We start from the raw sequence: 23,696 nt of genomic DNA, 5'->3' as shown, positions 1-23,696 counted from the left end.
TGGAGAACTGCCATGCTCAAATCTTCCCTGCTTCTGGCCGCGTTGTTGCTGCCGGTGTTCAGTGCTGCCAATGCCGATGACTACAAGGCCGGCGACCTGCTGGTCAGCGATCCCTGGTCCCAGGAGTTGCCGCCGAATGCGCCAACGGTCGCGGCGTACTTTGTGATTCATAACACCGGCGAAACGCCGGACCGCCTGCTCAGCGTCGAGACGCCGGTCGCCGACAAAGCCGAGTTGCATGAACACGTCATGCAGGGCGATTTGATGAAGATGCAACAAGTGCCCAACGTCGCCGTGCCCGCCAAGGGCGAGCTGACTTTCGCGCCGATGGCCTACCACGTCATGCTGCTGGGCCTCAAAGACCGCAGCCTGCTGGCCGACGGCAAGCAATTCCCGCTGACCCTCACCTTCGAAAAAGCCGGCAAGGTCGAGGTTGAAGTGTCGGTGCAGAAGGTGCCGCCGATGGCCGCCCACGAGCATAAACACGCCCACTAGGCCAACACTCGATGGGCGCCCCTCGCGCCAGGTTGTCGCCACACGCCCGCGTAACGCGCGGCAGTTGGATCAGCCTGTTCGCCATGCTGATGATTTTTATCGGTCCGCTGATTTCCCAAGCGATGCCGATGGATCATCACGCCGGTATGTCGATGAGCATGTCCATGGACATGCCGATGGACCACGGCGACTCCCATCACAAAAAAGCCCCTGACGAACACCACGCCCTCTGGGCCAAATGCGGCTATTGCGACCTGCTCTACAGCTGCCCCGCCCTGCCCGGCGGCGTTTCCACAATCACCTTCGGCGCCCCATCGCCGGCCACCGCCCTCACCCCCGCCACGCGTCTGGGACATGCCCGGCAGAGCATCTTCCCCGGCGCCCGTAGCCGTGCGCCGCCCATCGTCTCGTAGGCACTTCACAGCGTTACTTCACCCCGGCCGACTTTAGACAGACAGCCGCAGGCTGCTGGCCGTGTTGTTTACGATTGATTGATGGAATTTGTCATGTCCAGGTTTACTGCTGACTCCCGTTTGGGATGTACCCCCGTGTTCGCCGTTCTGTGCGGCGCACTCTTGGTGCCACTGGCTCACGCCGATGAAAACGAACTGAGCCCCACCGTCATCACCGCGATTGCCCCCAGCTCACCGCTGACCGTGATCACCAACCCCAAGGACCCGCGCCAGCCGGTGCCCGCCAGCGATGGCGGCGACTACCTCAAGACCATCCCCGGCTTTGCCCTGGTGCGCAACGGTGGCACCAACGGCGACCCGGTGCTACGCGGCATGTTCGGCTCGCGCCTGAATATCCTCACCAATGGCAGCATGATGCTCGGCGCCTGCCCCGGCCGGATGGACGCGCCCACCTCGTACATTTCCCCGGAAACCTACGACAAGCTCACCGTGATCAAAGGCCCGCAGACCGTGCTCTGGGGCCCGGGCGCCTCGGCTGGCACGATCCTGTTCGAACGCGAGCCGGAGCAGTTCGGCGAGTTGGGCACACGCCTCAACGCCAGCGTGCTGGCCGGCTCCAACGGGCGCTTCGACAAGGTCATCGACGCCGCCGCCGGTGGCCCACTGGGCTATGTCCGGGTGATCGGCAACCAGGCCCACGCCGATGACTACAAGGACGGCAACAACGACACCGTGGCCTCGCGCTACGACAAGTGGAACGGTGACGTGGCCGTCGGCTTTACCCCCGACGCCGACACCCTGCTGGAACTCACCGCCGGCCGTGGCGATGGCGAAGCGCGCTACGCCGGACGCGGCATGGACGGCTCGCAGTTCCTGCGCGAAAGCCTCGGGCTGCGTTTCGAGAAATCCAACATCGGCGAGGTGCTGGACAAGGTCGAGGCCCAGGTCTACTACAACTACGCCGACCACGTGATGGACAACTACAGCCTGCGCACGCCCTCGGGCACCGGGATGATGGCCGGGCCGATGGCGTCCAATGTCGACCGTCGCACCCTCGGCGCACGCATCAAGGCCACCTGGCGTTGGGCCGATGTGCAACTGATCAGCGGCCTGGATGCGCAGACCAACGAACACCGCCAGCGCAGCAGCATGGGCATCGACACCTACAAGGAGCTGCCCCGGGTCAAGGACGCCAACTTCCACAACTACGGGGTGTTCGGTGAACTCACCTGGTACGCCGCCGACCGCGAGCGCCTGATCACCGGCGCGCGCCTGGACCGCGCCTCGGCCAAGGATTTCCGCCAGCGCACCGGCTCCGGCATGATGACGCGCCCCAACCCGACGGCCGACAACACCCGCGCCGACACCTTGCCGTCCGGCTTCGTGCGTTATGAGCACGACCTGGCCGACAGCCCCACCACCCTCTACGCCGGCCTGGGCCATTCGGAACGCTTCCCGGATTACTGGGAGCTGTTTTCGCCGAACACCGGCGCAGCCGGTTCAGTGAACGCGTTCGACGGCGTAAAACCGGAAAAGACCACCCAACTCGACTTCGGCGCGCAATACAAAAGCGCCGACCTCGAAGCCTGGGCCTCGGGCTACATCGGCCGCGTGCAGGACTTCATCCTGTTCGACTACAAGCCCGGGATGATGGGCACCACCTCCCAGGCGCGCAACGTCGACGCGCGCATCATGGGTGGCGAACTGGGCGCGGCGTACAAACTGACGCGTCACTGGAAAACCGACGCCACCCTCGCCTACGCCTGGGGCAAGAACAGCAGCGACGGCAAGGCCCTGCCACAAATGCCGCCGCTGGACGCCCGCCTGGGCCTCACCTACAGCGAAGACGACTGGAGCGCCGGCGCCTTGTGGCGGGTGGTCGCGGCACAGAACCGCATCGATCAGAACAAGGGCAACGTGGTCGGCAAGGACTACGCCAAGAGCGGCGGCTTTGGCGTGTTCTCGCTGAACGCGGCGTACCGCATCAATAAAAACTTCAAGGTCAGCACCGGTGTGGACAACCTGTTCGGCAAAGCCTACGCCGAGCACTTGAACCTGGCCGGCAACGCCGGGTTCGGCTACCCGGCCAATGATCCGCAGGCCATCAAGGAGCCTGGTCGCACCCTGTGGACCAAAGTTGATATGAGCTTCTAAAAGCTTCGCGAGCAAGCCCGCTCCCACAGTTGGAATGCATTTCAACTGTGGGAGCGGGCTTGCTCGCGAAGGCGGCATAACAGACAAAAATTTCTAAAGCCTTGCGGAGCCCCTGATGAGCACCCCAAAAGTTTCCTTCTACAACCTGGCCTGGCGCTGGCATTTCTACGCCGGCCTCTTCGTCGCCCCCTTCATGGTGCTGCTGGCCCTGACCGGCATCATCTACCTGTTCAAACCCCAGCTCGACCCGCTGATGTACGGCCACCTGCTCACCGTCCCGGCCGCCGAACACGCGCTCACCGCCGACGAGCAACTGCAACGCGCCAGGGTCGCCTACCCCCAGGCCGCCATCAGCAAATACCTGCCGCCCGCGACCACCACCAGCAGCGCGCAGTTCGTGCTGCACGACAAGGGCCGCGAAGTCACGGTATTCATTGACCCTTATCGCGGCACGGTCCTCGGTGAACAGGACGCCAAGTACAACCTGCAAGCCATCGCCCGCGCCCTGCACGGTGAGCTGATGATCGGCACCGTCGGCGACCGCCTGGTGGAACTCGCCGCCGGTTGGGGCGTGATGCTGGTGGTGTCCGGCGTGTACCTGTGGTGGCCGCGCGGCAAGTCGCCGGGCGGTGTGTTGTGGCCACGTTTCAGCAGTCGCGGCCGCGTGTTCTGGCGCGACCTGCACGCCGTCACCGGTTTCTGGGGCGCCGCGTTGCTGCTGGTGATGCTGCTCAGCGGCATGACCTGGACCGGCTTCTGGGGCAAGCAATACGCCGACCTGTGGAATAAATTCCCGGCGGCGATGTGGAGCGATGTGCCGCAGTCCGACCAGCAGGCCCGCGTGCTCAACACCGCGAGCCAACAGACCGTGCCCTGGGCCATGGAAAACACCCCCATGCCGATGTCTGGCGACCACGCTGAGCACATGAACCACGGCGCCCTGCATTCCGCTCCCGCCGCGCCGACCCTGCGTCTGCAACAGGTGGTGGATTTGGCCAACGCACGCAAGGTCGAGCCCGGCTACAGCATCACTTTCCCCACCACCGCCGAAGGCGTGTTCACCGTCGCGGTGTTCGCCGACGACCCGCGCAACGACGCCACCCTGCACGTGGACCAGTACACCGGCAAGGTCCTCGCCGATGTGCGCTGGCAGCACTACAACACCGTCGCCCGCGCCACCGAGACCGGTGTGATGCTGCACGAAGGCAAGATGTTCGGCTGGGTCAACCAACTGATCGTGTTGCTGATCTGCCTGATGATCCTGCTCAGCGCCGTCAGCGGCGTGGTGATCTGGTGGAAGCGCAAACCCCAGGGCAAGCTCGGGGTACCGCCGCTGCGCCATGACCTGCCGAAGTGGAAAACCGCGATGGTGATCATGCTCGGCCTGGCGATCGTTTTCCCGTTGGTGGGCGCGTCGTTGATCGTCGTGTGGGCCTTGGATCGTCTGATTCTCTCGCGTTTTTTTGGCCAACATGAATCCGCCTCAGGTTCGCCATGAACCCAGTGAGATGCCCCATACAGAGCACTTCTGTAGCCTTGCGCGACTTTTGTCTCGCAGCGAATAAGTGTTAACTTATAACACTTACTGCGTTATTGTTGCTCGCCGCCACACGCGGCGAGTAACCCTCCAAGAAGACTGATCGCCCCATGAACAAGTACCTCGCGTCCGGGCTGTGCCTGCTCGCCTTGCATACCAGTGCCCAGGCCCTGACCCTGCCCGCCAGCCCCGTCACCGCACCGGCTGTGGACGATGAACACATCGACCTGAAGACCCCGACCACCGCCGGTTCGCGCCTGAACCTCACGGCCCTGCAAACCCCCGGCAGCGTTGAAAGCCAGACCGGCGCGCAGATCCGCGAGCGGGGCGACGCCAGCGTGCAGGACGCGATTTCCCGCGCCACCGGCATCAGCCGCACCGGCACCCCGGGGGACGGCGGCACGTCGTTGTCGGCCCGCGGTTTTACCGGCCAGGGTTCGGTGATGCAGCTCTACGACGGCAACCGCATGTACATGGGCATGGGCACCTCGACCTTCCCGGTGGACACCTGGGCGGTGGAACGCGTGGACGTGCTGCGCGGCCCGGCCTCCGTGCTGTACGGCGAAGGCGCCACCGGCGCGGTGATCAACACCGTGCCGAAAAAGCCGTTCGAAGGCGAGATCGAAAACCACATCCGCCTCGGCTACGGTTCCTATGACCGCCAGCAACAGGCCCTCGACAGCGGCGGTTCGCTGACCGACACCCTGAGCTATCGCCTCAACCTCAACCGTCTGCGCAGCAACGGTTTCATCGACCGTGGCGACTCCAGCAGCGACTTCATCAGCGGCGCCCTGCGCTGGCAGGCGGCGGACAACCTCAGCTTCACCCTCGCCAGCGACTACGGCGACCAGCGCCCGCAAAACTACTTCGGTACGCCGCTGATCAACGGCCAGTTGCACAAAGGCCTGCGCGAGAAAAACTACAACGTCCGCGACGACATCCAGCACTACAACGACCAGTGGACGCGCCTGACCAGCGAGTGGCAAATCAGTGACAACCTCAGCGCCACCAACGAGCTGTTCTACCTGAAAAACCAACGCCGCTGGCAGAACGCCGAGAACTACAACTTCACCGACGGCCAGCTCACCCGCAGCGGCAATTACGGCATCAAGCACAACCAGGAACAGGTCGGCGACCGCCAGACCTTCACCTTCAAGCACACCCTGTTCGGCCTCGACAGCCAGACCGTGACCGGCGTGGAATACAACCGCATCCGCTTCCGCCTGGCCAGCAACTCGCCGTTCACCGATACCTTTGCCGATGGCCAACCCATCGATATCAACCACCCGGCACCCGGCGAGTTTGCAAGCAGCAGCGCATTCCTGCCGCTGTTCGCCACCACCACCAAAACCGTCGCCGGCTTCGCCGAAAACCGTTTGCAGCTCAGCGATCAACTGGCGCTGGTCACCGGTATCCGTCGCGATTACGCCCACGTGGACCGCGACAACTTGCGCGACGGCAGCCAGTCCGACAAAACCCTCACCGGCAATAACTGGAAAGCCGGCCTGGTCTACGCGATCACCCCGGACACCTCGGTCTACGGCCAATACGCCACCAGCACCGACGGCGTCGGTGGCCTGATTTCCCTGAGCCCCGGCCAGCAGCAGTTCGACCTCTCCACCGCCAAGCAGACCGAGATCGGAATCAAGCAAGCCTTCTGGGACCAGCGTGGCGAATGGACCCTGGCCGCTTACCACATCGTCAAAAAGAAACTGCTCACCGACGTACCGGGCGATCCGAGCCGCCAACAGCAAGTCGGCCAGCAATCCTCCCGTGGCCTGGAAGCCAGCCTCGACCTGCAACTGCCCCACGCCTGGGCCCTGCAAGCCAACGCGGCGCTGGTGCATGCGCAGTACGACGACTTCAAGCAGGACGTCAACGGCGTACAAGTCTCCCGCGACGGCAACCGCCCGGTGGACGTGCCGCGCCGCACCGCCAACCTGTGGCTGAGCAAGGCGGTGACCGACGACATCCGCGCCGGTGCCGGCGTGCGTTATGTGGATGCGCGGTATGCCGACATGGCCAACCAAAACGAGCTGCCGAGCTATACCGTGGTTGATGCGACGGTGTCGTGGAAGGCCATGCGCAACACCACGTTGGGGCTGCAACTGAATAACCTGTTTGATCGCACCTATGCCGTCAGCCAATACAATGATGGACAGCAGTGGATCCTCGGTGAGCCGCGCTCGTTCTTCGTCACCGCGGACTACACCTTTTAACTGATACAACACAGGTCAAAAATGTGGGAGCGGGCTTGCTCGCGAATGCGGTGGATCAGTAGCAGATGTATTGACTGGCACACCGCATTCGCGAGCAAGCCCGCTCCCACATTTGGACCGGTTTTAACTTGAGAGACTTGATGACATCGCTAACCCTCACCGACCTCAACTGGTCCCCAACCAGCCACTGCCATCACCAGTTCCACCTGCGTGACGCCAGCCTGCAGGTCGGTGCGGGGGAGTTCGTCGGCCTGATCGGCCCCAACGGCAGCGGCAAGACCAGCCTGCTGCGTTGCGCCTATCGCTTCACCCAGCCGGCGCGCGGCGACGTCGTGCTCCACCACCAGAACGTGTGGAAACAAAGCGCCAAATGGTGTGCGCAACGCATCGCCGTGGTACTCCAGGAATTCCCCGACGCCTTCGGCCTGCGCGTGGATGAAGTGATCGCCATGGGCCGCACGCCCCATAAGGGGTTGTTCGATGGCGACACGCTGCACGACCAGCAGTTGGTGCAAACCGCTTTGCAATCAGTGGGCATGCACGGCTTCGAAGACCACGCCTTCGCCACCCTTTCCGGCGGGGAAAAACAACGGGTGATCCTCGCCCGCGCCCTGGCCCAGCAACCCCAATTGCTGATCCTCGACGAGCCCACCAACCACCTCGATCCGCGCTACCAGCTTGAGCTGCTGCGGCTGGTCAAGCGCCTGAGCATCGGCACCCTGGCCAGCATCCACGACCTCAACCTGGCCGCCGCATTCTGTGATCGCCTGTACGTGATCAACCACGGCCGCATCGTCGCCAGCGGCACGCCCCATGAAGTGCTGACCACCGAACTGCTGCGCGAAGTGTTTGGCGTTGAAGCGCTGATCGACACCCACCCCTTGTCCGACTACCCCCGAATCACCTGGATAACCCAACCATGATCCTGCGTTCCCTGCTGGCTGTAGCCCTGTTGTCCGGTGCCTCTGAAGCATTCGCCGAGGCCACCCGTTACCCGGTCACCGTCAAAAGCTGCAACCGCGACGTGACCTTCCAGGAAGCTCCCAGGCACGCCGTCAGCCACGACATCAACATGACGCAGATGATGCTCGCCCTCGGCCTCAAGCCGCGCATGGCCGGCTACAGCGGCGTGACAGGCTGGAAGTCGGTGACACCGGAAATGGCCAGCACCCTCGACGGTCTGCCGGAACTGGCGAGCAAGTACCCGTCGGTAGAAACCCTGCTCAACGCCAACGTGGACTTCTTCTTCGCCGGCTGGGATTACGGCATGCGCGTGGGCGGCGACCTCACGCCAAGCACCCTGCAACCCCTGGGCATCAACGTGTACGAGCTGACCGAATCCTGCGCCTTCGTGATGAAGCGCCCGGCCGCGACCCTCGACGACACCTATAACGACCTGCGCAACCTGGGCCGGATCTTCGACGTGCAGGACCGCGCCAATACCCTGATCGCGCAGATGCAGGCCCAGGTCGATGAGGTGCAAAAAGACCTGCCCGACGACAAGCCCCGGGTATTCCTCTACGACAGCGGCGAAGACCGCGCCATGACCTCCGGGCGCCTGGGCATGCCCCAGGCGCTGATCGACGCGGCTGGCGGGCGCAACATCCTCGATGACGTCGACGCCAGCTGGACCCGCGTCAACTGGGAGACCGTGGTGGAACGCAACCCGCAGGTGATCGTGATCGTCGACTACAGCGAAATCACCGCCGAACAGAAGCAGCAATTCCTGCTGAATAACCCTGCGTTGCAAGGAGTGGACGCGATCAAGAACCAGCGGTTCATCGTGATCCCCTACGTGCAGGCCACGCCGGGGATCGACAACGTGCTGGCCGTGGAAACCCTGGCCAAGGGGTTCCACGGCGAATGATCTCCCGTCGCTACGCCCTGCTGCTGGTCGCCCTCGCAGCGTTATTGCTGGCCTCGTGCGTGATCTCCCTGGGTTTCGGCCCGGCGCGGGTGCCGGTGGAAGTGGTCTGGCGGATCGTGCTGTACAAGGCCTTCGGCATCGGCGAGGTGACTTGGCCGGCGGGGCAGGAACATATCGTCTGGCTGATCCGCGTACCGCGCATGCTGCTGGGGGCATTGGTCGGCGCCGGTTTGGCATTGATCGGCGCGGTGTTGCAGGCGGTCACGCGCAACCCGCTGGCCGACCCCCACCTGCTTGGCGTGACCTCAGGCGCGACGTTGGGCGCGGTGATCGTGGTGCTGCATGTGGGCGAAATCATCGGCCTGCTGACCCTGCCCATCGCCGCGTTTATCGGCGCCCTGCTGAGCATGCTGGTGGTGCTGGCGGTGGCCAGCCGCAATGGGCGACTGGAGAGTGATCGACTGCTGTTGTGCGGGGTGGCGGTGTCGTTCGTGATGATGGCGGCGGCCAACCTGTTGCTGTTCATGGGCGACCACCGCGCAGCCTCGGCGGTGATGTTCTGGATGCTCGGCGGCCTCGGCCTGGCGCGCTGGGAACTGCTGGCGATCCCTTGCGCCACCGTGCTGCTGGGCCTGCTGGTCCTGCTCGGCATGGCCCGCCCGTTGAACGCCTTGATGGCCGGTGAGCAGACCGCCGTGACCCTGGGCCTGAACGCCCGCACGGTGCGTTTGAAGGTGTTCCTGGTGGCCTCGCTGATGACGGGTGTGCTGGTGTCCATCAGTGGCTCCATCGGCTTTGTCGGGCTGATGGTGCCGCATATCGCCAGGCGCCTGGTGGGCGCCGAGCATCGCCGGTTACTGCCTGCCTGCGCCCTGCTTGGCAGCCTGTTCCTGGTGTGGGTGGATGTGGCGGCACGCACCCTGATCGCCCCCGAGGACCTGCCCATCGGCGTGGCCACGGCGGCGATTGGCGGGGTGTTTTTTATTGGGTTGATGCGCAAGCGCTGAACCCCGGGTGTTCAGAATTCGTCTTTGCCAGGGTGCGTCGGCTGCACCTGGATCGGTGGCGACTGCTCGTCGACACTGAGCTTCCAGCTCACCTTCAACACACCTTTACGTGTCCAGTAATCATCTGGGTCAAGCACGTCGAGCACGCCATCCGTTGCTACTCGAGCCAACCATGCCGTCGGTGTGTATTCATCCGGGCCGAAGAACAACTGCCCGGTAAACAGATCCTCCTCTTGCGGGTAGAACCTGGGTACATATTTGAGCAGTGCACCTTGGCGCGTGGACAGGTAAAAAAAGGCACCTTTCACCCCACCGACCTTTAACAGGTTTCGATAGAAGCCCAACTCGTCCCGGGCAACAAAATGCTCGCCGAGCTGCTGGTCTGCGGGGGCCCACTCGCGACTATTCCCCATCGCCTTGTAGAACAAATGCGCCGCCAGCAACTTGAAACCTTCTGGATACGCAGGCTTGCGCGGCGAAGGCCCCAGCAGGGTAGCCTCGTACAAAAACAGACGCTGCGGGACCGGCGATTCAATGCCTTCGTCCTTGAGGGGCTCGGCGGCGGCATACAAGGTTCCCCCTTCATCGACCAGCACCAGGCCCAGGAAGGTATGACGTTCGAAACGGCGGGCTCGATGACGGGCATGCCGCGCGGCGTCGTCGGGGTGGGAAAACAACGGGCCAAACGTCAGCGCCGACGTCGGGGAAATGACAGTCCCTGGTGACGGCATTCGCCATCGCGGGCTGACGGCGCCGGGCGTGTGCCAGAGGCTGCTGGTCACTATCACCGTCGTTGGCCAGGCCGCCGCCACTTGCTGCACATAGGCCTGGGGCTTGAGGGTGCCTGCCTGCAAACGCGACCATGCGGTACTCGCCTCAGGTACGAACGCCCTTGTGTCGCGCCGCTCGAACCTGAGCCAGGCGCCATCCGTGCAGCCCAGGTAGACCGACAGGAAACCCTGGCCGTTTGGCCACTTGAGATTCACGACACGCGCCAGGTCCCGAGGACTGACGAAATGGGGGTAGATAGGATCGCTGGCAAGTATGTCGGGCTGCGTGGGCGGGCAAAGGTAAAGGCCCAGTACGTCATACCCATGGGGCGCCAAACCCTCCACAAATACTTGGTTCAGCGTCAACGCAGCGCCTGCAGCCACAAGCGGAAAGCTCGCCAGGTAATGCTCGGCTTTACGTGCTTTCAAGATCACCCCATATGTCAGGTGCTGGCGTTGAGCGGCCTGGCGATGCAGGTAATGCAACAGGTCCGGCAGTTGCACGAAAACCGCACTGGTGCCTGTGTCCAACGACACTGGAGCGGAGGCATCCAACGGCGTATTGGGTGCCCAATCCTCGATCTGACGGGGCCGTCCCCACAAGCCACTGCCCTGCACCACCCGAAGCACACCGGCACGCGCAACACGGTTGACGTATTCCACCGGCGTCAGTTGGCAATCACGCAGGGCCTGTTCCAGTCGGTTGTCCTTGGGATGATTGCGTGAAGCACTTGCCACTTGGTTGGCCAGTGAATGCGCCAGCGCGCCGCCCCTGACGGTGAAACAGAGCATGGCACCGTCGGCGCAGAATCGGTATTCGCAGCCCAGGGTATGCTTGGAGGGGACTGTCGAAGGCCGCAGTACCGCGCCGAGAAAATCGCTGGGAAACATGTCCAGGTATACCGCTCGCTGAACGTCCGTGAGGCCGAAGGGCGGCTCACACGCGACGGCCGAGTGGTAGCGCGCCACAGCGGTGCTGGCTCCCAGAAACCGTGCCTGGTTGACCAGTTCGTCCAGGCGAATCCAGCTCGGCGCAAAGTCTTCCACACCCACCGGCAGCGGCTCGGTGGCCGTGAACAAGCCATCGCTGCGGCGCAGGATCAGCCCGCCATAGACACGCTCACGTCGGCTGCCCAACGTAAACAGTGCATGCCGCGCGGCGTCGTCCTGAGTCATGAACACCGGCCCCAACAAGCGTCGGTCCAGCTGCGCAAACGGTGCCCAAACAGCGTCGACCGGCCCCGACACATCCCAATAATCACTGGTGACCAACACCGACAACTGCCCACTTTGGGCGACCTGTTGCACCAGGCTATGGGGCGTCAGGGTCAAGGCAAGTTTTTTTACCAACACCTGTTCATCCACCTGGCCCGACTCATCCTTGAACAATGGATGCGGGTCCTGCTGCGTGCGGTACTCCAACAACGCACCATCGAGTGTCGAAAGATACAACGGCAACGGCGCAAGCCCGCTACCGCGGCGAATACCTTGCTGATCGTAAAGCGCAGCATAAAAGTCCGGCGCGCCGATAAAGTGTCGGGCCAGCCAGGCCTCTTGCCCCATCAATGCACCGGACAACCCACGTGCCGAGTAATAGACGGCATACACCTGGAACGGCTCGGTGAGTAGCGTCGCGCCAAAACGGCTGGTGTGGTACAGCCTGTCCAGGTTTGATCCAGAGACCGTCTGCGTGGCCACGAACTCATCACGCGCCTGGTGTTTGAGCACCAGACCCAGGCCGCAACGGTCCAGGCCATAACGGCTGCGCCAATGAGTGCAAGCGGCCTCCACGGCCGTGCGGGCCGAGGCATGCACCGGGCCGAGTTGCGGCTGGCTGGGCACCATGCCCAGGTCAGGGGCATCCGCCGGCGTCCAACTGCTCTCGACCAGCCCGGGCGGGCCCCAGATACGGTTGCCGACCACCACGCACAATACTCCGGACAAGGTCATTTCAGTGACCATGTCGCTGGGCAGCAGTGTGCCGTCATTCAAATCATGGGACAGGCGACTGCCACTCTCGCCGGTTTGTGCACGCTCCAGCAGCCGATGGGTCATATCCGGCAGATAAGGTTGATAAGCCAGCAGGCTGTCGGCCGAACCTGACAGGTAAGCCACCGGCAGGCCAGGCATCGTCAAGATGCGCTGGAGGTCAGTGTCCATGAACATCTGCGCACCTACCTGCGCTTCGTCGCCCTCCCAGTGGCCGTGGTAGTCATCAAGCCTGCGCGAACTGTAGACCCCATGCACGACATGTCCCGACGCAACGACAAAGGGCAACCCCGAACGGCCGGTCGGAAAATGCCGATTGAAGGCAAAGCGTTCACCGTTGAACGGCAGAGGTTCAGTCGCGACAAACCGCTGATCGTCACGCTTTAAAATCAAGCCGAGATAACCGCGCTCGCGACGACTGCCAATCCGTTCGTGCGCATGCCGTGCCGCATCGTCAGCCTGCACAAATGCCGGACTCAAGGAGGGCCGACGCATCCCCGCATAAGGCTGCCAGTCACGCCCGACCCTGCCAGCAACGCCCCACAGGCTGCTGGTCTTGAGCACAGACAACTGGCCTGCGCCATAGACCTGCCGCACAAAGTCGCTGGGGATCAGCGCGCCTTCATCCAGATCAACCTGCAAGCCATTGTCGATCGGTTGGGTAGCCGAATGGAGCGGGTTGAAAAATGGCAATCTGGCCTGTGGGTCGGCCACGGTGTAGCGCAACTGCGCACGGTCGAAGGTACTCAGGTAATACGTAAACCCCTTCTTCCTCAGCCCGTGTGCCAACCACACGGCTTCAGCCAACATCCGGGGTGAAAAGAAGCGTTCGTAAAGCCAGGGTTCATTGGCCGTTGGCGGGGCTGGTCTATCGGGGGCGAAGCTGTAGACACCGACAATATCGCAGGCACACGCGTGGATCAGCCGGCCATCAGGTGTTGTCGGAAATACCGCTGCCGGATCAAAGGGTTTCGAGCCCACCGCAACGGGCTCGGTGGCCATGTAGTCCTCAATCTCATGAGTCTTGAGCAAAAAACCTATCTGGAGCACGGTCGGATTGCGCAGCATCAGCGGGTGTACAAAAGCCAGGGCCGATGTTGCATTCGCGAAGATCGGACTCATCCACGGATCAGGGGTCGCAGGGTCCGGGTCGGGCGAATTCGCTTTCCATTTGGGCGTCAATACGCCGCGCCATCCCGCCCAAATGGCAGACGTCACGATGACCCTGACCTCACCTGCATCACTTAAATTACGCACATACTCCTGCGCGGAAGCCTCCAGAACCGGTTCGGGTTCTGCCTGTAGTCGCTTGTTCAGCCCGCGCAGATACTCCAGCTCGCGAGGCCGTTTCAAAAGCGCGAACCTCACCAGTGAGCCCTCTGGCCCAATCTTGTAAAACGCCAACCCAAGCTGGATACAGGACACCACCCCACTGGCCGGCGCAATACTTTGCTGCAATACGATGCTGTCCACTGACCACGCGGGGCGCAGCCTGGATATTTGCGCGTGCCGATCAATGTCGAAAAAATAATAACCTACATACCGATACCCTTCGGGTAGCTGGCGATTCCCGGCGCTCTCCATGCTGACTGCATCTTTGAACAGCAACTCATCGAGCGACCCTCCAAGGGGTGCCGAGGCATGGCAACTGCCATCGGCTGCACGAATAAGGTAACCACCCTGAGCATGGGCTGCCTGCCGATCAACCTGGGCCAGCGCATGACGCGCCGCGTCATCGCATGAAGCAAATCGTGGGCTTAGTGTTTGCAACAACCGCTGTGCGGTGATGGTCTTGAGGTTGTCCATGACCTTTTATCCTTGAGGTTTTTTTGAAAGAGCGTGATTGAGCGCCGTGTACACGCGGCAACTCGATTCAAAGTTCATCTTTTTCGGGCACTCCCGGTGTGGGATCGCTGGGCTGCTGCCCCCTGGTTTCCACTGCTCCGCGCCTCGTCCAGAAGCGGCCAGCGTGCAGCACCCGCAACTCACCGATGCGTGCCAACTCGGCGACAACCCAGGACGGTTCAGGCGCAAACCGCGTATATCCGCCCTGCTCGGACCATTTGCCGGGGGTGGCCAGCAGGTTGTATTCCGCGTCACTGAACCCCGGGGTGTAGCGCAGCAGCGCGCCGTCGCGGGCGCTCAGGTAGAACGCGTTGATGGGCAGGCCATCGCGGGTCAATTGATGGATGTAGTGCGCCAGTTCGCGCCATGACACGAAGTACTCGCGATACAGGTCCTCTGCCACGGCGTGTGGCTGGTCGAGGCCGGCGTGAAACAACACATGCACGGCGCGGCATTGGTAGCCGTTTGGCCAGTTGATGTGCTTGGGAAACCAGCGCTGGGCTACTTGTGAAGGAAAGCCCTGGTCCGGCACGGGCAGCACCGGCAGCCAGGCGCTGGCTTGGGCGTTTTCCAGCACCGCGCTCAGGTATTGTTGCCCCCCATAGTCGCCGACCTGGCGCCGTGCGTACCACGCAGCATCGTCGCCGTGGGCATGCATCGGCCCCAGCGCCAACACGCGTTCGTCAACCGTCGCCAGCCCATGCCCGCGCCAATTGTCGCTGGCCTGCAACAGGCGCAAATCACCGGCCGCCGCCATCCGGCGGATGTAGTCGCCAGCACTCAACGCACGGGTGCGCAGTTGAACAAGGTCGTCATAGCGGGTGAAGCGCGCATCGCGCACCCAAAACTTGAGCAACGCTCCGTCGGCGCAAGAAATGTACAACGGCAATGCGCCACGGGTGCGGGTGGCGTGCACTTGGTAGAGCGCCTCGATCAGGTCTGCCGGAGAAAACAAGCCCGGTGGCAGACCACCATCGGACGGCACGCAGAAATACAACCCGGCCATGTCATGGCGGTAGAGATAACCGGCGTCGCTGAACACCCGTCGATGGGCGAATTTCGCGCCGTCTTCGGGCACTGGCAAGGTCGCCACGTACCGGCCGTTCTGCCTGGACTTGAGCAGGTAGCCGAAGCTCAGCACGTTGCGCGCCGTCACCTGGGCATGTACGTGGCGCACCGCATCGTCCGGCTGCACGAAAATCGGCGTACACGGTGGATCATGCCGAGCGTCGCCAGCGATTGCCGGGGCAAAGGGGCGCCAGCCCGATACCTGCCCGCGTCCGCCCCACAGACCACTGCCCTCCACCACGTACAGGGTGAAGGTATCGGCCACGCGGTTGACGTATTCGGTGGGCGTCAGCTCGCCCGAACGAATCCGCCGCTCAAGCGCACCATTGAGCCAATCCTGGCGGTTTTTCGGGCGCAGCACGAAGTCAGCGGCGGTGATCAATGGGTACTTCACACGCGTCGTAGCGGACAGGCTGATCAAGGCGCCATCCGGCGCCAGCAGGTAGTGCTGCAAACGCTCCTGCCCGGCCGCCAACGCCTGGGCCAGCGCCCGCGTGGAAAACATGTTGCGGTAGACCGTGGCCTGCTCGGAACTCAACAAAAATGACGGATACACCTCAGGCCTTGAGTGATAGCAGGCCACCACGTTGGTGCGCACGGGATAGAGGCCACGGGTCACGATTTGATCGGGGAAGACCCACTTGATATCAAAGACTTCATCCGGCACTTCCAGCGGTTCGGTGGCCATGAACCAACCGTCGTCACGACGCAGGATCACACCGCCGTAGAAATGCAGGAGCCCGGTGGGCACCCGCTGGCGCACATAGCGCGCGGCGTCGTCCTGGGTCAGAAAGGCTGCGCTCAAACGTCGGCGTGACAAATGTTCGTAAGGGTTCCACAGGCCCGGCACCAGGCCGCTGCGATCCCAGCAGGAGCTCGGTACGATTACCCGCAGATCGCCAGCAACGGCTACTTGCCGCACGAACTGCAACGGCGTCAGGGTGCCGGCATTCAGCTTGGCGTCGATGTCCTCGCCGCTTTGTTGTTCAAACACACCACCGCTGGCCGGCGCCTGATACCTGAGCAGCCCCCCCTCCGGCGGGGCCATGTAGATAACCTTGCCAGCAGACGCCTGCTGCGCGACCTGCAAGTCGGTGGGCGCGATAAAGAAGCGTTCCAGCCAAGCCGTCGAGCCATTGCCCGCCCATTGCTTCGAATACACCCGCGCATGGATAACCATGCCTTCCGGCAGCGCATCATCCAGGGAAAACAACGGGATCTTTTGCGTGGCCGGCACCCATTCGGTGGCGACAAATACCTCGCCGGCCGAGCCCTTGAGGATGAAGGCAAAAAACCGGCTGATAAAGTGCAGCGCCTCGGCGTTGGGTGGGCGCGCCTGAAGATCCTTGGCGGCCGCATCGGCGCTGTCGAAGATCGCGCCGCAGCTCAAACGCTCCGGCGACTCGTACGCCAACGCGCGCACATAAGGCCCCCAGTCCGACTCGACCTTGCCGGCCGGCCCCCACAATCGATTGCCGATCAGCACGCGCAAGGTGCCGTTCGCAGCGAGCCAGCGCACCCACTCGGTGGGATGCTCGGGAGCGCCGGCGGGCAACGTGTCGGGTTGATAGGCAAGCAAGCTGTCCTGCGTGCCTGACAGGTAGCTGATCCCTGGAACCTGTACGTCGGCCAGCTGAAAAACCTGGCCACGCAACTCAATGTCTTCGCGCGCGCCCTCGCCTGGTTCAAGGTTCGACAACGCCGGGCGCGAGGCATAGTGGGCGTGCAGGTGATGACCTGCGTGCAAAATAATCAGCCGTCCCTGGCGGTCCTTGGGGTAGACGTCAGTGCCCGCAGGCTCAGGTTGCGTCACCACAAAGCGGCCGTCACGGCGTTGCAGGATCAGCCCCGCGTACGCTCGGTCCCGACGGCCGCCGATCACGGCATGGGCATGGCGCGCCGCATCGTCGGTGCTCAAAAAGGGTTGGCTCAGGGTGGGCAGGGCCCAGGCCGCATACGGACGCCAATCATCCTTGATCACTCCAGCGCGATCCCACAAGGCGCTGGTTTTCTCCACCGTCAGCTCGCCGGCTTGGGCAACTTGCAGCACGAACTCCCGAGTCAACCGGGCCTGCGGGCCGTTATCGTCCACGTTCAACAGGGCGGACTCCGCCGCCGAACCGGAAAAGCGGTAGCGCAGGATCGCTTCGTCGCGCAGACGAATGAACAGCGAGGCCCCCAGGGTCGGCTGGCGACGGAACCGGGCAATCTGCTGGGCCAGTTGCGACGGGCTGATGAAGTTCTTGTACAGCCAGGCCTCGAGCACAGGGTAATTGCCCGGTAGGGGCCGCGAGTGAATGTAGAAGCCATGCAGATGAAAACCACCCGGTAACGGTGGCAGGTTGACGAGCTCGTCCGGCAGCGCGAGTGAGGCGATGTATCGCTCCCCCAGCGTCTGCTGCAGAATCACCACGTGCCGGCGCAGGGTGGGTTGGCGTTGCAGACGGCCCCAGGCGTTTTGCAGGGCCAGCATCCGGTCGACGAAAACCGGCCCGCACGCCAGAGGCAAGGGCGCACTGGTGAACGGTTGCAGCGGCTGCCAGTCGCTGTGTACCTGCCCCACCGAGCCGCCCCATGAGGGGCTCGAACGCAAAAAAGTCAGGGTGCCAACACTGGCGAGTTTCTTGAACGCACCTTCCAGCGTTCCGTCATGGGCATGGGGTGATTCCCACGTACCCTGGGTGTCGAGCCAGTGCACATAACCGGCGGCAGCGGGCGTGTCCTGCACCTGGTACTTGAGCAATGCTCCGTCTGGCCCGGACAGGTACGCCACGCCGAACCTCACGCGCTCCTTGAAGTTGAAGCTGATATCGCGCTCGGAATAAAAACTCATGAACGCCCTGGCCTGGGCGTCCGACCATTTGGGATTCAACCGCCGTGTGGGCGCGAGCGTATCGGGGTGCGAGTGCAGGCTCGCGACAATCCGGTAGCCCGTGGGGTGCACAAAGTCGGCGGCCGGTCCGTGTCGGTCGAGCAGCAGCGTCCAGTCAAACGAGGTCGCACTGCCGGCCATCGGCAGCGTTGCGACGAACAGCCCGTCGGCCTCGCGCTGCAGGATGACACTGCCGTACTCCGCCGTCTGGCTCGGCGCAATGTGCTCATGCACGTAGCGCGCGGCGTCATCCGCACTGATGAATGGGGGGCTGAGCCGGGGAAGGGGTTTGCCCATGATGAAGGCCTCGAGACAAAGGTAGGCCTCCATCCTGCCCCCCCACCAAAAAACCGGGCGCTACATAGTTGCGCCCCGACGCACCAGCGCAGTGCCCTCGCCGCACCGCCGCCCAAATCAAGCGCCGTAACGGTGCAGCCACCCCCGTCCATCCCTGTGCACGCCGCCGTATTCAGGCACCTGCTTCAAGCAGGCACAGCCTTTGCAAACACCTGCTCATCTGTCCAACAACAACACTTGGGTTCACGGAGATCGCACCATGAAGCGTCGCAGCTTGATCAAGGCTTTCACACTGTCGGCATCCATTGCCGCCATGGGCATGACCTGGACGATCCAGGCCGCCGAGACCATCAAGGTCGGCATCCTGCATTCGCTGTCCGGCACCATGGCTATCTCCGAGACATCGCTTAAAGACATGGCGCTGATGACCATCGACGAGATCAACGCCAAGGGCGGCGTGAACGGCAAGATGCTCGAACCCGTTGTCGTGGACCCCGCCTCCAACTGGCCGCTGTTCGCGGAAAAAGGCCGGCAGTTGCTGACCCAGGACAAAGTGGCCGTGGTGTTTGGCTGCTGGACCTCGGTGTCACGCAAATCCGTATTGCCGGTGTTCGAAGAACTCAATGGCCTGCTGTTCTACCCAGTGCAATACGAAGGCGAAGAGATGTCGCCGAACGTGTTCTACACCGGCGCAGCGCCGAACCAGCAAGCCATCCCGGCGGTGGAATACCTGATGAGCGAAGAAGGCGGCAGCGCCAAGCGCTTCTTCCTGCTGGGCACCGACTATGTGTACCCGCGCACCACCAACAAGATCCTGCGTTCGTTCCTGCATTCCAAGGGCGTAGCGGATAAAGATATCGAAGAGGTCTACACCCCGTTCGGCCATGCCGATTACCAGACCATCGTCGCCAACATCAAGAAGTTCTCCGCTGGCGGCAAGACTGCGGTGATCTCCACCGTCAACGGCGACTCCAACGTGCCGTTCTACAAGGAACTGGCCAACCAGGGCCTGAAAGCCACCGACGTACCGGTGGTGGCGTTCTCGGTGGGTGAAGAAGAACTGCGCGGCATCGACACCAAGCCGCTGGTGGGCAACCTCGCGGCGTGGAACTACTTCCAATCGGTGGAAAACCCGATGAACAAGAAATTCGTCGCCGACTGGAAAGCCTACGCGAAGAAACACAACCTGCCGGGCGCCGACAAAGCCGTGACCAACGACCCGATGGAAGCCACCTACGTGGGCATTCACATGTGGGCGCAGGCGGCGGAGAAAGCCAAGTCCACCGACGTCGACAAAGTGCGTGAAGCGCTGGCCGGGCAGACGTTTGCCGCGCCGTCGGGCTTCACCCTGACCATGGACAAGACCAACCACCACCTGCACAAGCCGGTAATGATCGGCGAGATCCAGGCCGATGGGCAGTTCTCGGTGGTGTGGCAGACCCAGGAGCCAATCCGCGCCCAGCCTTGGAGCCCTTACATTCCGGGCAATGACAAGAAGCCGGATTACGCCGTGAAAAGTAACTAAGCCCCACCACGGATCAAATGTGGGAGCGGGCTTGCTCGCGAATACAGTGTGTCAGTCAATCCATCTGTTACTGATCCACCGCATTCGCGAGCAAGCCCGCTCCGACAGTTTTGACCGCGCATGATCAGGACACTTTAGTTATGCCTACTGCCCTTCATCGCTATTTCATGGCTTTGCTGCTGTTGCTGCCTTTCGCCGCACACGCCAGCGACGCCGAAGACTTCCTGGCCGCCAACCCGGCCCAACAAGCCAAGCTCCTCCAGGACTGGGCCGCCCAGCCCGACCCGGCACGCATCGAGCTGGTGGATGCCCTGCAACAAGGCCAACTCACGCTCAACGGTGAAACCAGGACCGTGCGCCTGAACAACCGCCTGCGCGGCCTGATCGACAACGTCCGAGCCAGCCAGCAATTGCTCGCCGCCGACCCCAAGGTGCGCCTGGCCGCCGCGCAAACCCTGCAAAAAACCGCGCAACCCGCACAGTTGAAATTCCTCGACCAGCAGGTCGCCAGCGAAACCGATGAGGACGTGCACACCGCCCTCAGCCTGGCCCTGGCCAACCTGCAACTGGTGGACACCGACCCGGCCGTGCGCCTCGCCGCCGTGCGTTTGCTCGGCAGCACCGGCGACCCGCTGGCGCGCACGCGCCTTGAAGCGCTGCTCGCCCCCGGCGTGGAAACCGATGCCACCGTGCACACCGCCGCCGAAACCAGCCTGGCCCAGGTCAAGCGCAAGCTGATGTTCGGCGAGATCCTCGGCCAGGCCTTCAGCGGCATGTCCCTGGGTTCGATCCTGCTACTGGCAGCCCTGGGTTTGGCGATCACCTTCGGCCTGCTCGGCGTGATCAACATGGCCCACGGCGAGATGCTCATGCTCGGCGCCTATTCCACCTATGTGGTGCAAATGCTGATGCAGCGTTATGTGCCGCAGGCCATCGAGTTCTACCCGTTGATCGCGCTGCCGGTGGCGTTTTTTGTCACCGCTGCCATCGGCATGGCGCTGGAGCGCACGGTGATTCGTCACTTGTATGGCCGGCCACTGGAAACCCTGCTCGCCACCTGGGGCATCAGCCTGATGCTGATCCAGTTGGTGCGCCTGGTGTTTGGTGCGCAGAACGTCGAAGTGTCCAACCCCGCCTGGCTGTCCGGTGGCATCCAGGTGCTGCCCAACCTGGTGCTGCCGTACAACCGCATCGTCATCATCGCCTTCGCTCTGTGCGTGGTGGTGCTGACCTGGCTGCTGCTGAACAAGACGCGCCTGGGCCTCAACGTGCGCGCCGTGACCCAGAACCGCAACATGGCGGCGTGCTGCGGTGTGCCCACCGGGCGCGTGGACATGCTCGCGTTTGGCCTCGGTTCCGGCATTGCCGGTTTGGGTGGCGTGGCGCTGAGCCAGATCGGCAACGTCGGCCCGGACCTGGGCCAGAGCTACATCATCGACTCCTTCCTGGTGGTGGTACTCGGCGGTGTCGGCCAGTTGGCCGGTAGCGTGATGGCCGCCTTCGGCCTGGGCATCGCCAACAAGATCCTCGAACCGCAGATTGGTGCGGTGCTCGGCAAGATCCTGATCCTCGCGCTGATCATTCTGTTTATCCAGAAACGCCCGCAAGGACTCTTCGCACTGAAAGGACGGGTGATCGACTGATGAACCAGCCATTGATGCTCACGGCCGCGCAAAAGGCCGGCCCCAAAGTGACGATCGCCGTGGGTGCGGTGATCCTGCTCCTGCTGCTGGCGCTGCCGTTGTTGTCGCTGCTGCCCGCCGACAGCGCCTTTCATATCTCCGCCTATACCCTGACGCTGGTGGGCAAGATCCTCTGTTACGCCATCGTCGCCCTCGCCCTGGATTTGGTGTGGGGGTATGCGGGAATGTTGTCCCTCGGCCACGGCCTGTTCTTCGCCCTCGGCGGTTATGCGATGGGCATGTACCTGATGCGCCAGGCATCCGGCGATGAGCTGCCGGCGTTCATGACCTTTTTGTCGTGGACCGAACTGCCGTGGTATTGGGTCGGCACCGAACACTTTCTCTGGGCCATGTGTCTGGTGGTGCTGGCGCCGGGGTTGCTGGCACTGGTGTTCGGTTTCTTCGCCTTCCGCTCGCGGATCAAGGGCGTGTATTTCTCGATCATGACCCAGGCCCTGACCTTTGCCGGGATGCTGTTGTTCTTCAGGAACGAGACCGGCTTTGGCGGCAATAACGGTTTCACCAACTTCCGCAGCATCCTCGGCTTCGGCATTACCGAGCCGGGCACGCGGGCGGTGCTTTTTGTCGCGACAGTGCTGTTGCTGGTGACGAGCCTGTACATCGGCTGGCGCCTGGCCCAGAGCAAGTTCGGCCGGGTGCTGACGGCACTGCGCGATGCCGAAAACCGCCTGATGTTCTGCGGCTACGACCCGCGTGGTTTCAAGCTGTTCGTGTGGGTGCTGAGCGCGGTGCTGTGCGGCTTGGCCGGGGCGCTGTATGTGCCGCAGGTCGGCATTATCAACCCCAGCGAGATGTCGCCGACCAACTCCATCGAAGCCGCCGTGTGGGTGGCCCTCGGCGGGCGCGGCACGCTGATCGGCCCGCTGCTCGGCGCCGGCGTGGTCAATGGCATGAAGAGCTGGTTCACCGTGGCGTTCCCGGAATACTGGCTGTTCTTCCTCGGAGCGCTGTTCATCATCGTCACCCTGTACCTGCCCAAGGGCGTGATCGGGCTGCTGAAAAAATGAGGAACGTCATGCTTGAACCTATTTTCGACGCAGGCAGCGGCCGTGAAGCCATCGGCCTTGGCCAGGTCGCCGGCAAGGGCCTGAACACCCGCCACGGCACCATCCTGACCCTGGAAGACATCAGCGTCAGCTTCGATGGTTTCAAGGCCCTCAACACCTTGAACCTGTACATCGGCGTGGGCGAGTTGCGCTGCATCATCGGCCCCAACGGCGCGGGCAAGACCACGCTGATGGACGTGATCACCGGCAAGACCCGACCCAGCCACGGCACCGCGTGGTTTGGCGAAAACCTCGACCTCACAAGCATGAGCGAAGTGCAGATCGCCCAGGCCGGTATCGGCCGCAAGTTCCAGAAACCCACGGTGTTCGAAGCCTTGAGCGTGTTCGAAAACCTGGAGCTGGCGCAGAAGACCGACAAATCGGTGTGGGCCAGCCTGCGCGCCCGCCTGAGCGGTGAGCAGAAGGACCGCATCGATGAAGTGCTCGACACTATCCGCCTGACCGCCTCGGCACAGCGCCCGGCCGGTTTGTTGTCCCACGGGCAGAAGCAGTTCCTGGAAATCGGCATGCTGCTGATGCAAGACCCGCAACTGTTGCTGCTGGACGAACCGGTAGCGGGCATGACCGACGCCGAAACCGAGTTCACCGCCGAACTGTTCAAGCGCCTGGCGGGCAAGCATTCGCTGATGGTGGTGGAACACGACATGGGGTTTGTCGGCTCGATTGCCGACCACGTCACCGTGTTGCACCAAGGCAGTGTGCTGGCGGAAGGGTCGTTGGAGCAGGTGCAGGAAAATGAGCGGGTGATCGAGGTTTACCTCGGCCGATAAGGCTGCCACAGACTGCTTTATGTGGGAGCTGGCTTGCCTGCGATGACGGTGGGTCAGCCAAACAGTTGTCACTGATAGTCCGCTATCGCAGGCAAGCC

General features: G+C 62.9%; 14 protein-coding genes. 12 read left to right on the top strand and 2 right to left on the bottom strand.

The genetic code is table 11. The annotated features are described in order from the left end of the window. Positions 1-12 precede the first annotated feature (12 nt). The 8 genes from DBR46_RS07375 to DBR46_RS07340 all read left to right on the top strand — a co-directional run bounded on the left by DBR46_RS07375 (position 13) and on the right by DBR46_RS07340 (position 9,692). A complete protein-coding gene (locus tag DBR46_RS07375; RefSeq protein ID WP_017738518.1) occupies positions 13-495 on the top strand; it encodes a copper chaperone PCu(A)C in 483 nt (160 codons plus the stop codon). An 11-nt stretch (positions 496-506) separates the two neighbouring features. After that, positions 507-908, top strand: a complete 402-nt coding sequence (locus DBR46_RS07370) for a DUF2946 domain-containing protein (RefSeq protein ID WP_124525612.1) — start codon at positions 507-509, stop codon at positions 906-908. Between the two features lie 93 nt (positions 909-1,001). Then, positions 1,002-3,062 carry a TonB-dependent copper receptor gene (locus DBR46_RS07365; protein ID WP_124525611.1) on the top strand — a complete coding sequence of 687 codons (2,061 nt, stop codon included), beginning with the start codon at positions 1,002-1,004 and terminating at the stop codon, positions 3,060-3,062. Positions 3,063-3,177: 115 nt separating this feature from the next. Beyond that, positions 3,178-4,560 carry a PepSY domain-containing protein gene (locus DBR46_RS07360; RefSeq protein WP_124525610.1) on the top strand — a complete coding sequence of 461 codons (1,383 nt, stop codon included), beginning with the start codon at positions 3,178-3,180 and terminating at the stop codon, positions 4,558-4,560. Between the two features lie 149 nt (positions 4,561-4,709). Then, positions 4,710-6,818 (top strand): TonB-dependent siderophore receptor, encoded by a 2,109-nt coding sequence (locus tag DBR46_RS07355; protein WP_124525609.1) that lies wholly within the window; start codon positions 4,710-4,712, stop codon positions 6,816-6,818. 140 nt (positions 6,819-6,958) lie between these two features. After that, on the top strand, positions 6,959-7,741 hold the full coding sequence (locus DBR46_RS07350) for an ABC transporter ATP-binding protein (RefSeq protein WP_124525608.1): 783 nt from the start codon (positions 6,959-6,961) through the stop codon (positions 7,739-7,741). After that, positions 7,738-8,685: an ABC transporter substrate-binding protein gene (locus tag DBR46_RS07345; RefSeq protein ID WP_124525607.1), complete on the top strand. Its 948-nt coding sequence runs from the start codon at positions 7,738-7,740 to the stop codon at positions 8,683-8,685. Before DBR46_RS07350 ends, DBR46_RS07345 begins: the two co-directional genes overlap by 4 nt. Further along, positions 8,682-9,692, top strand: coding sequence for an iron ABC transporter permease (locus DBR46_RS07340; protein ID WP_124525606.1), 1,011 nt, complete (start codon positions 8,682-8,684; stop codon positions 9,690-9,692). Before DBR46_RS07345 ends, DBR46_RS07340 begins: the two co-directional genes overlap by 4 nt. An 11-nt stretch (positions 9,693-9,703) precedes the next feature. On the opposite strand, the gene DBR46_RS07335 is transcribed toward DBR46_RS07340, so the two are convergent. Beyond that, positions 9,704-13,573, bottom strand: coding sequence for a hypothetical protein (locus tag DBR46_RS07335; protein ID WP_124525605.1), 3,870 nt, complete (start codon positions 13,571-13,573; stop codon positions 9,704-9,706). A 751-nt stretch (positions 13,574-14,324) separates the two neighbouring features. Then, positions 14,325-18,533 carry a DUF4329 domain-containing protein gene (locus DBR46_RS07330; RefSeq protein WP_158619148.1) on the bottom strand — a complete coding sequence of 1,403 codons (4,209 nt, stop codon included), beginning with the start codon at positions 18,531-18,533 and terminating at the stop codon, positions 14,325-14,327. A 259-nt stretch (positions 18,534-18,792) separates the two neighbouring features. Here DBR46_RS07330 and urtA point away from each other — a divergent pair, with 259 nt between their 5' ends. From urtA to urtD, 4 genes are all read left to right on the top strand, one after another. After that, the gene (urtA, locus tag DBR46_RS07325) at positions 18,793-20,058 is read left to right on the top strand and encodes an urea ABC transporter substrate-binding protein (protein WP_124525603.1); all 1,266 of its coding nucleotides are present in this window, start codon (positions 18,793-18,795) and stop codon (positions 20,056-20,058) included. Positions 20,059-20,198: 140 nt separating this feature from the next. Then, a complete protein-coding gene (gene urtB / locus DBR46_RS07320; RefSeq protein WP_124525602.1) occupies positions 20,199-21,701 on the top strand; it encodes an urea ABC transporter permease subunit UrtB in 1,503 nt (500 codons plus the stop codon). After that, on the top strand, positions 21,701-22,768 hold the full coding sequence (gene urtC / locus DBR46_RS07315; RefSeq protein ID WP_124525601.1) for an urea ABC transporter permease subunit UrtC: 1,068 nt from the start codon (positions 21,701-21,703) through the stop codon (positions 22,766-22,768). Before urtB ends, urtC begins: the two co-directional genes overlap by 1 nt. Further along, entirely contained in the window at positions 22,765-23,598 is an 834-nt protein-coding gene (gene urtD / locus DBR46_RS07310; protein ID WP_177414010.1) for an urea ABC transporter ATP-binding protein UrtD, read from the top strand. Before urtC ends, urtD begins: the two co-directional genes overlap by 4 nt. Positions 23,599-23,696: the final 98 nt, after the last annotated feature.

It is taken from the genome of Pseudomonas sp. KBW05 (assembly GCF_003852405.1).
GTDB lineage: Bacteria > Pseudomonadota > Gammaproteobacteria > Pseudomonadales > Pseudomonadaceae > Aquipseudomonas.
This window is presented reverse-complemented; position numbering and strand designations above follow the sequence as displayed.

Coding starts and splice junctions, on each gene's coding strand:
- DBR46_RS07375 (WP_017738518.1), top strand. CDS start 13: ATGCTCAAATCTTCCCTGCTTCTGGCCGCGTTGTTGCTGCCGGTGTTC.
- DBR46_RS07370 (WP_124525612.1), top strand. CDS start 507: ATGGGCGCCCCTCGCGCCAGGTTGTCGCCACACGCCCGCGTAACGCGC.
- DBR46_RS07365 (WP_124525611.1), top strand. CDS start 1,002: ATGTCCAGGTTTACTGCTGACTCCCGTTTGGGATGTACCCCCGTGTTC.
- DBR46_RS07360 (WP_124525610.1), top strand. CDS start 3,178: ATGAGCACCCCAAAAGTTTCCTTCTACAACCTGGCCTGGCGCTGGCAT.
- DBR46_RS07355 (WP_124525609.1), top strand. CDS start 4,710: ATGAACAAGTACCTCGCGTCCGGGCTGTGCCTGCTCGCCTTGCATACC.
- DBR46_RS07350 (WP_124525608.1), top strand. CDS start 6,959: ATGACATCGCTAACCCTCACCGACCTCAACTGGTCCCCAACCAGCCAC.
- DBR46_RS07345 (WP_124525607.1), top strand. CDS start 7,738: ATGATCCTGCGTTCCCTGCTGGCTGTAGCCCTGTTGTCCGGTGCCTCT.
- DBR46_RS07340 (WP_124525606.1), top strand. CDS start 8,682: ATGATCTCCCGTCGCTACGCCCTGCTGCTGGTCGCCCTCGCAGCGTTA.
- DBR46_RS07335 (WP_124525605.1), bottom strand. CDS start 13,573: ATGAGTCCGATCTTCGCGAATGCAACATCGGCCCTGGCTTTTGTACAC.
- DBR46_RS07330 (WP_158619148.1), bottom strand. CDS start 18,533: ATGGGCAAACCCCTTCCCCGGCTCAGCCCCCCATTCATCAGTGCGGAT.
- urtA (WP_124525603.1), top strand. CDS start 18,793: ATGAAGCGTCGCAGCTTGATCAAGGCTTTCACACTGTCGGCATCCATT.
- urtB (WP_124525602.1), top strand. CDS start 20,199: ATGCCTACTGCCCTTCATCGCTATTTCATGGCTTTGCTGCTGTTGCTG.
- urtC (WP_124525601.1), top strand. CDS start 21,701: ATGAACCAGCCATTGATGCTCACGGCCGCGCAAAAGGCCGGCCCCAAA.
- urtD (WP_177414010.1), top strand. CDS start 22,765: ATGAGGAACGTCATGCTTGAACCTATTTTCGACGCAGGCAGCGGCCGT.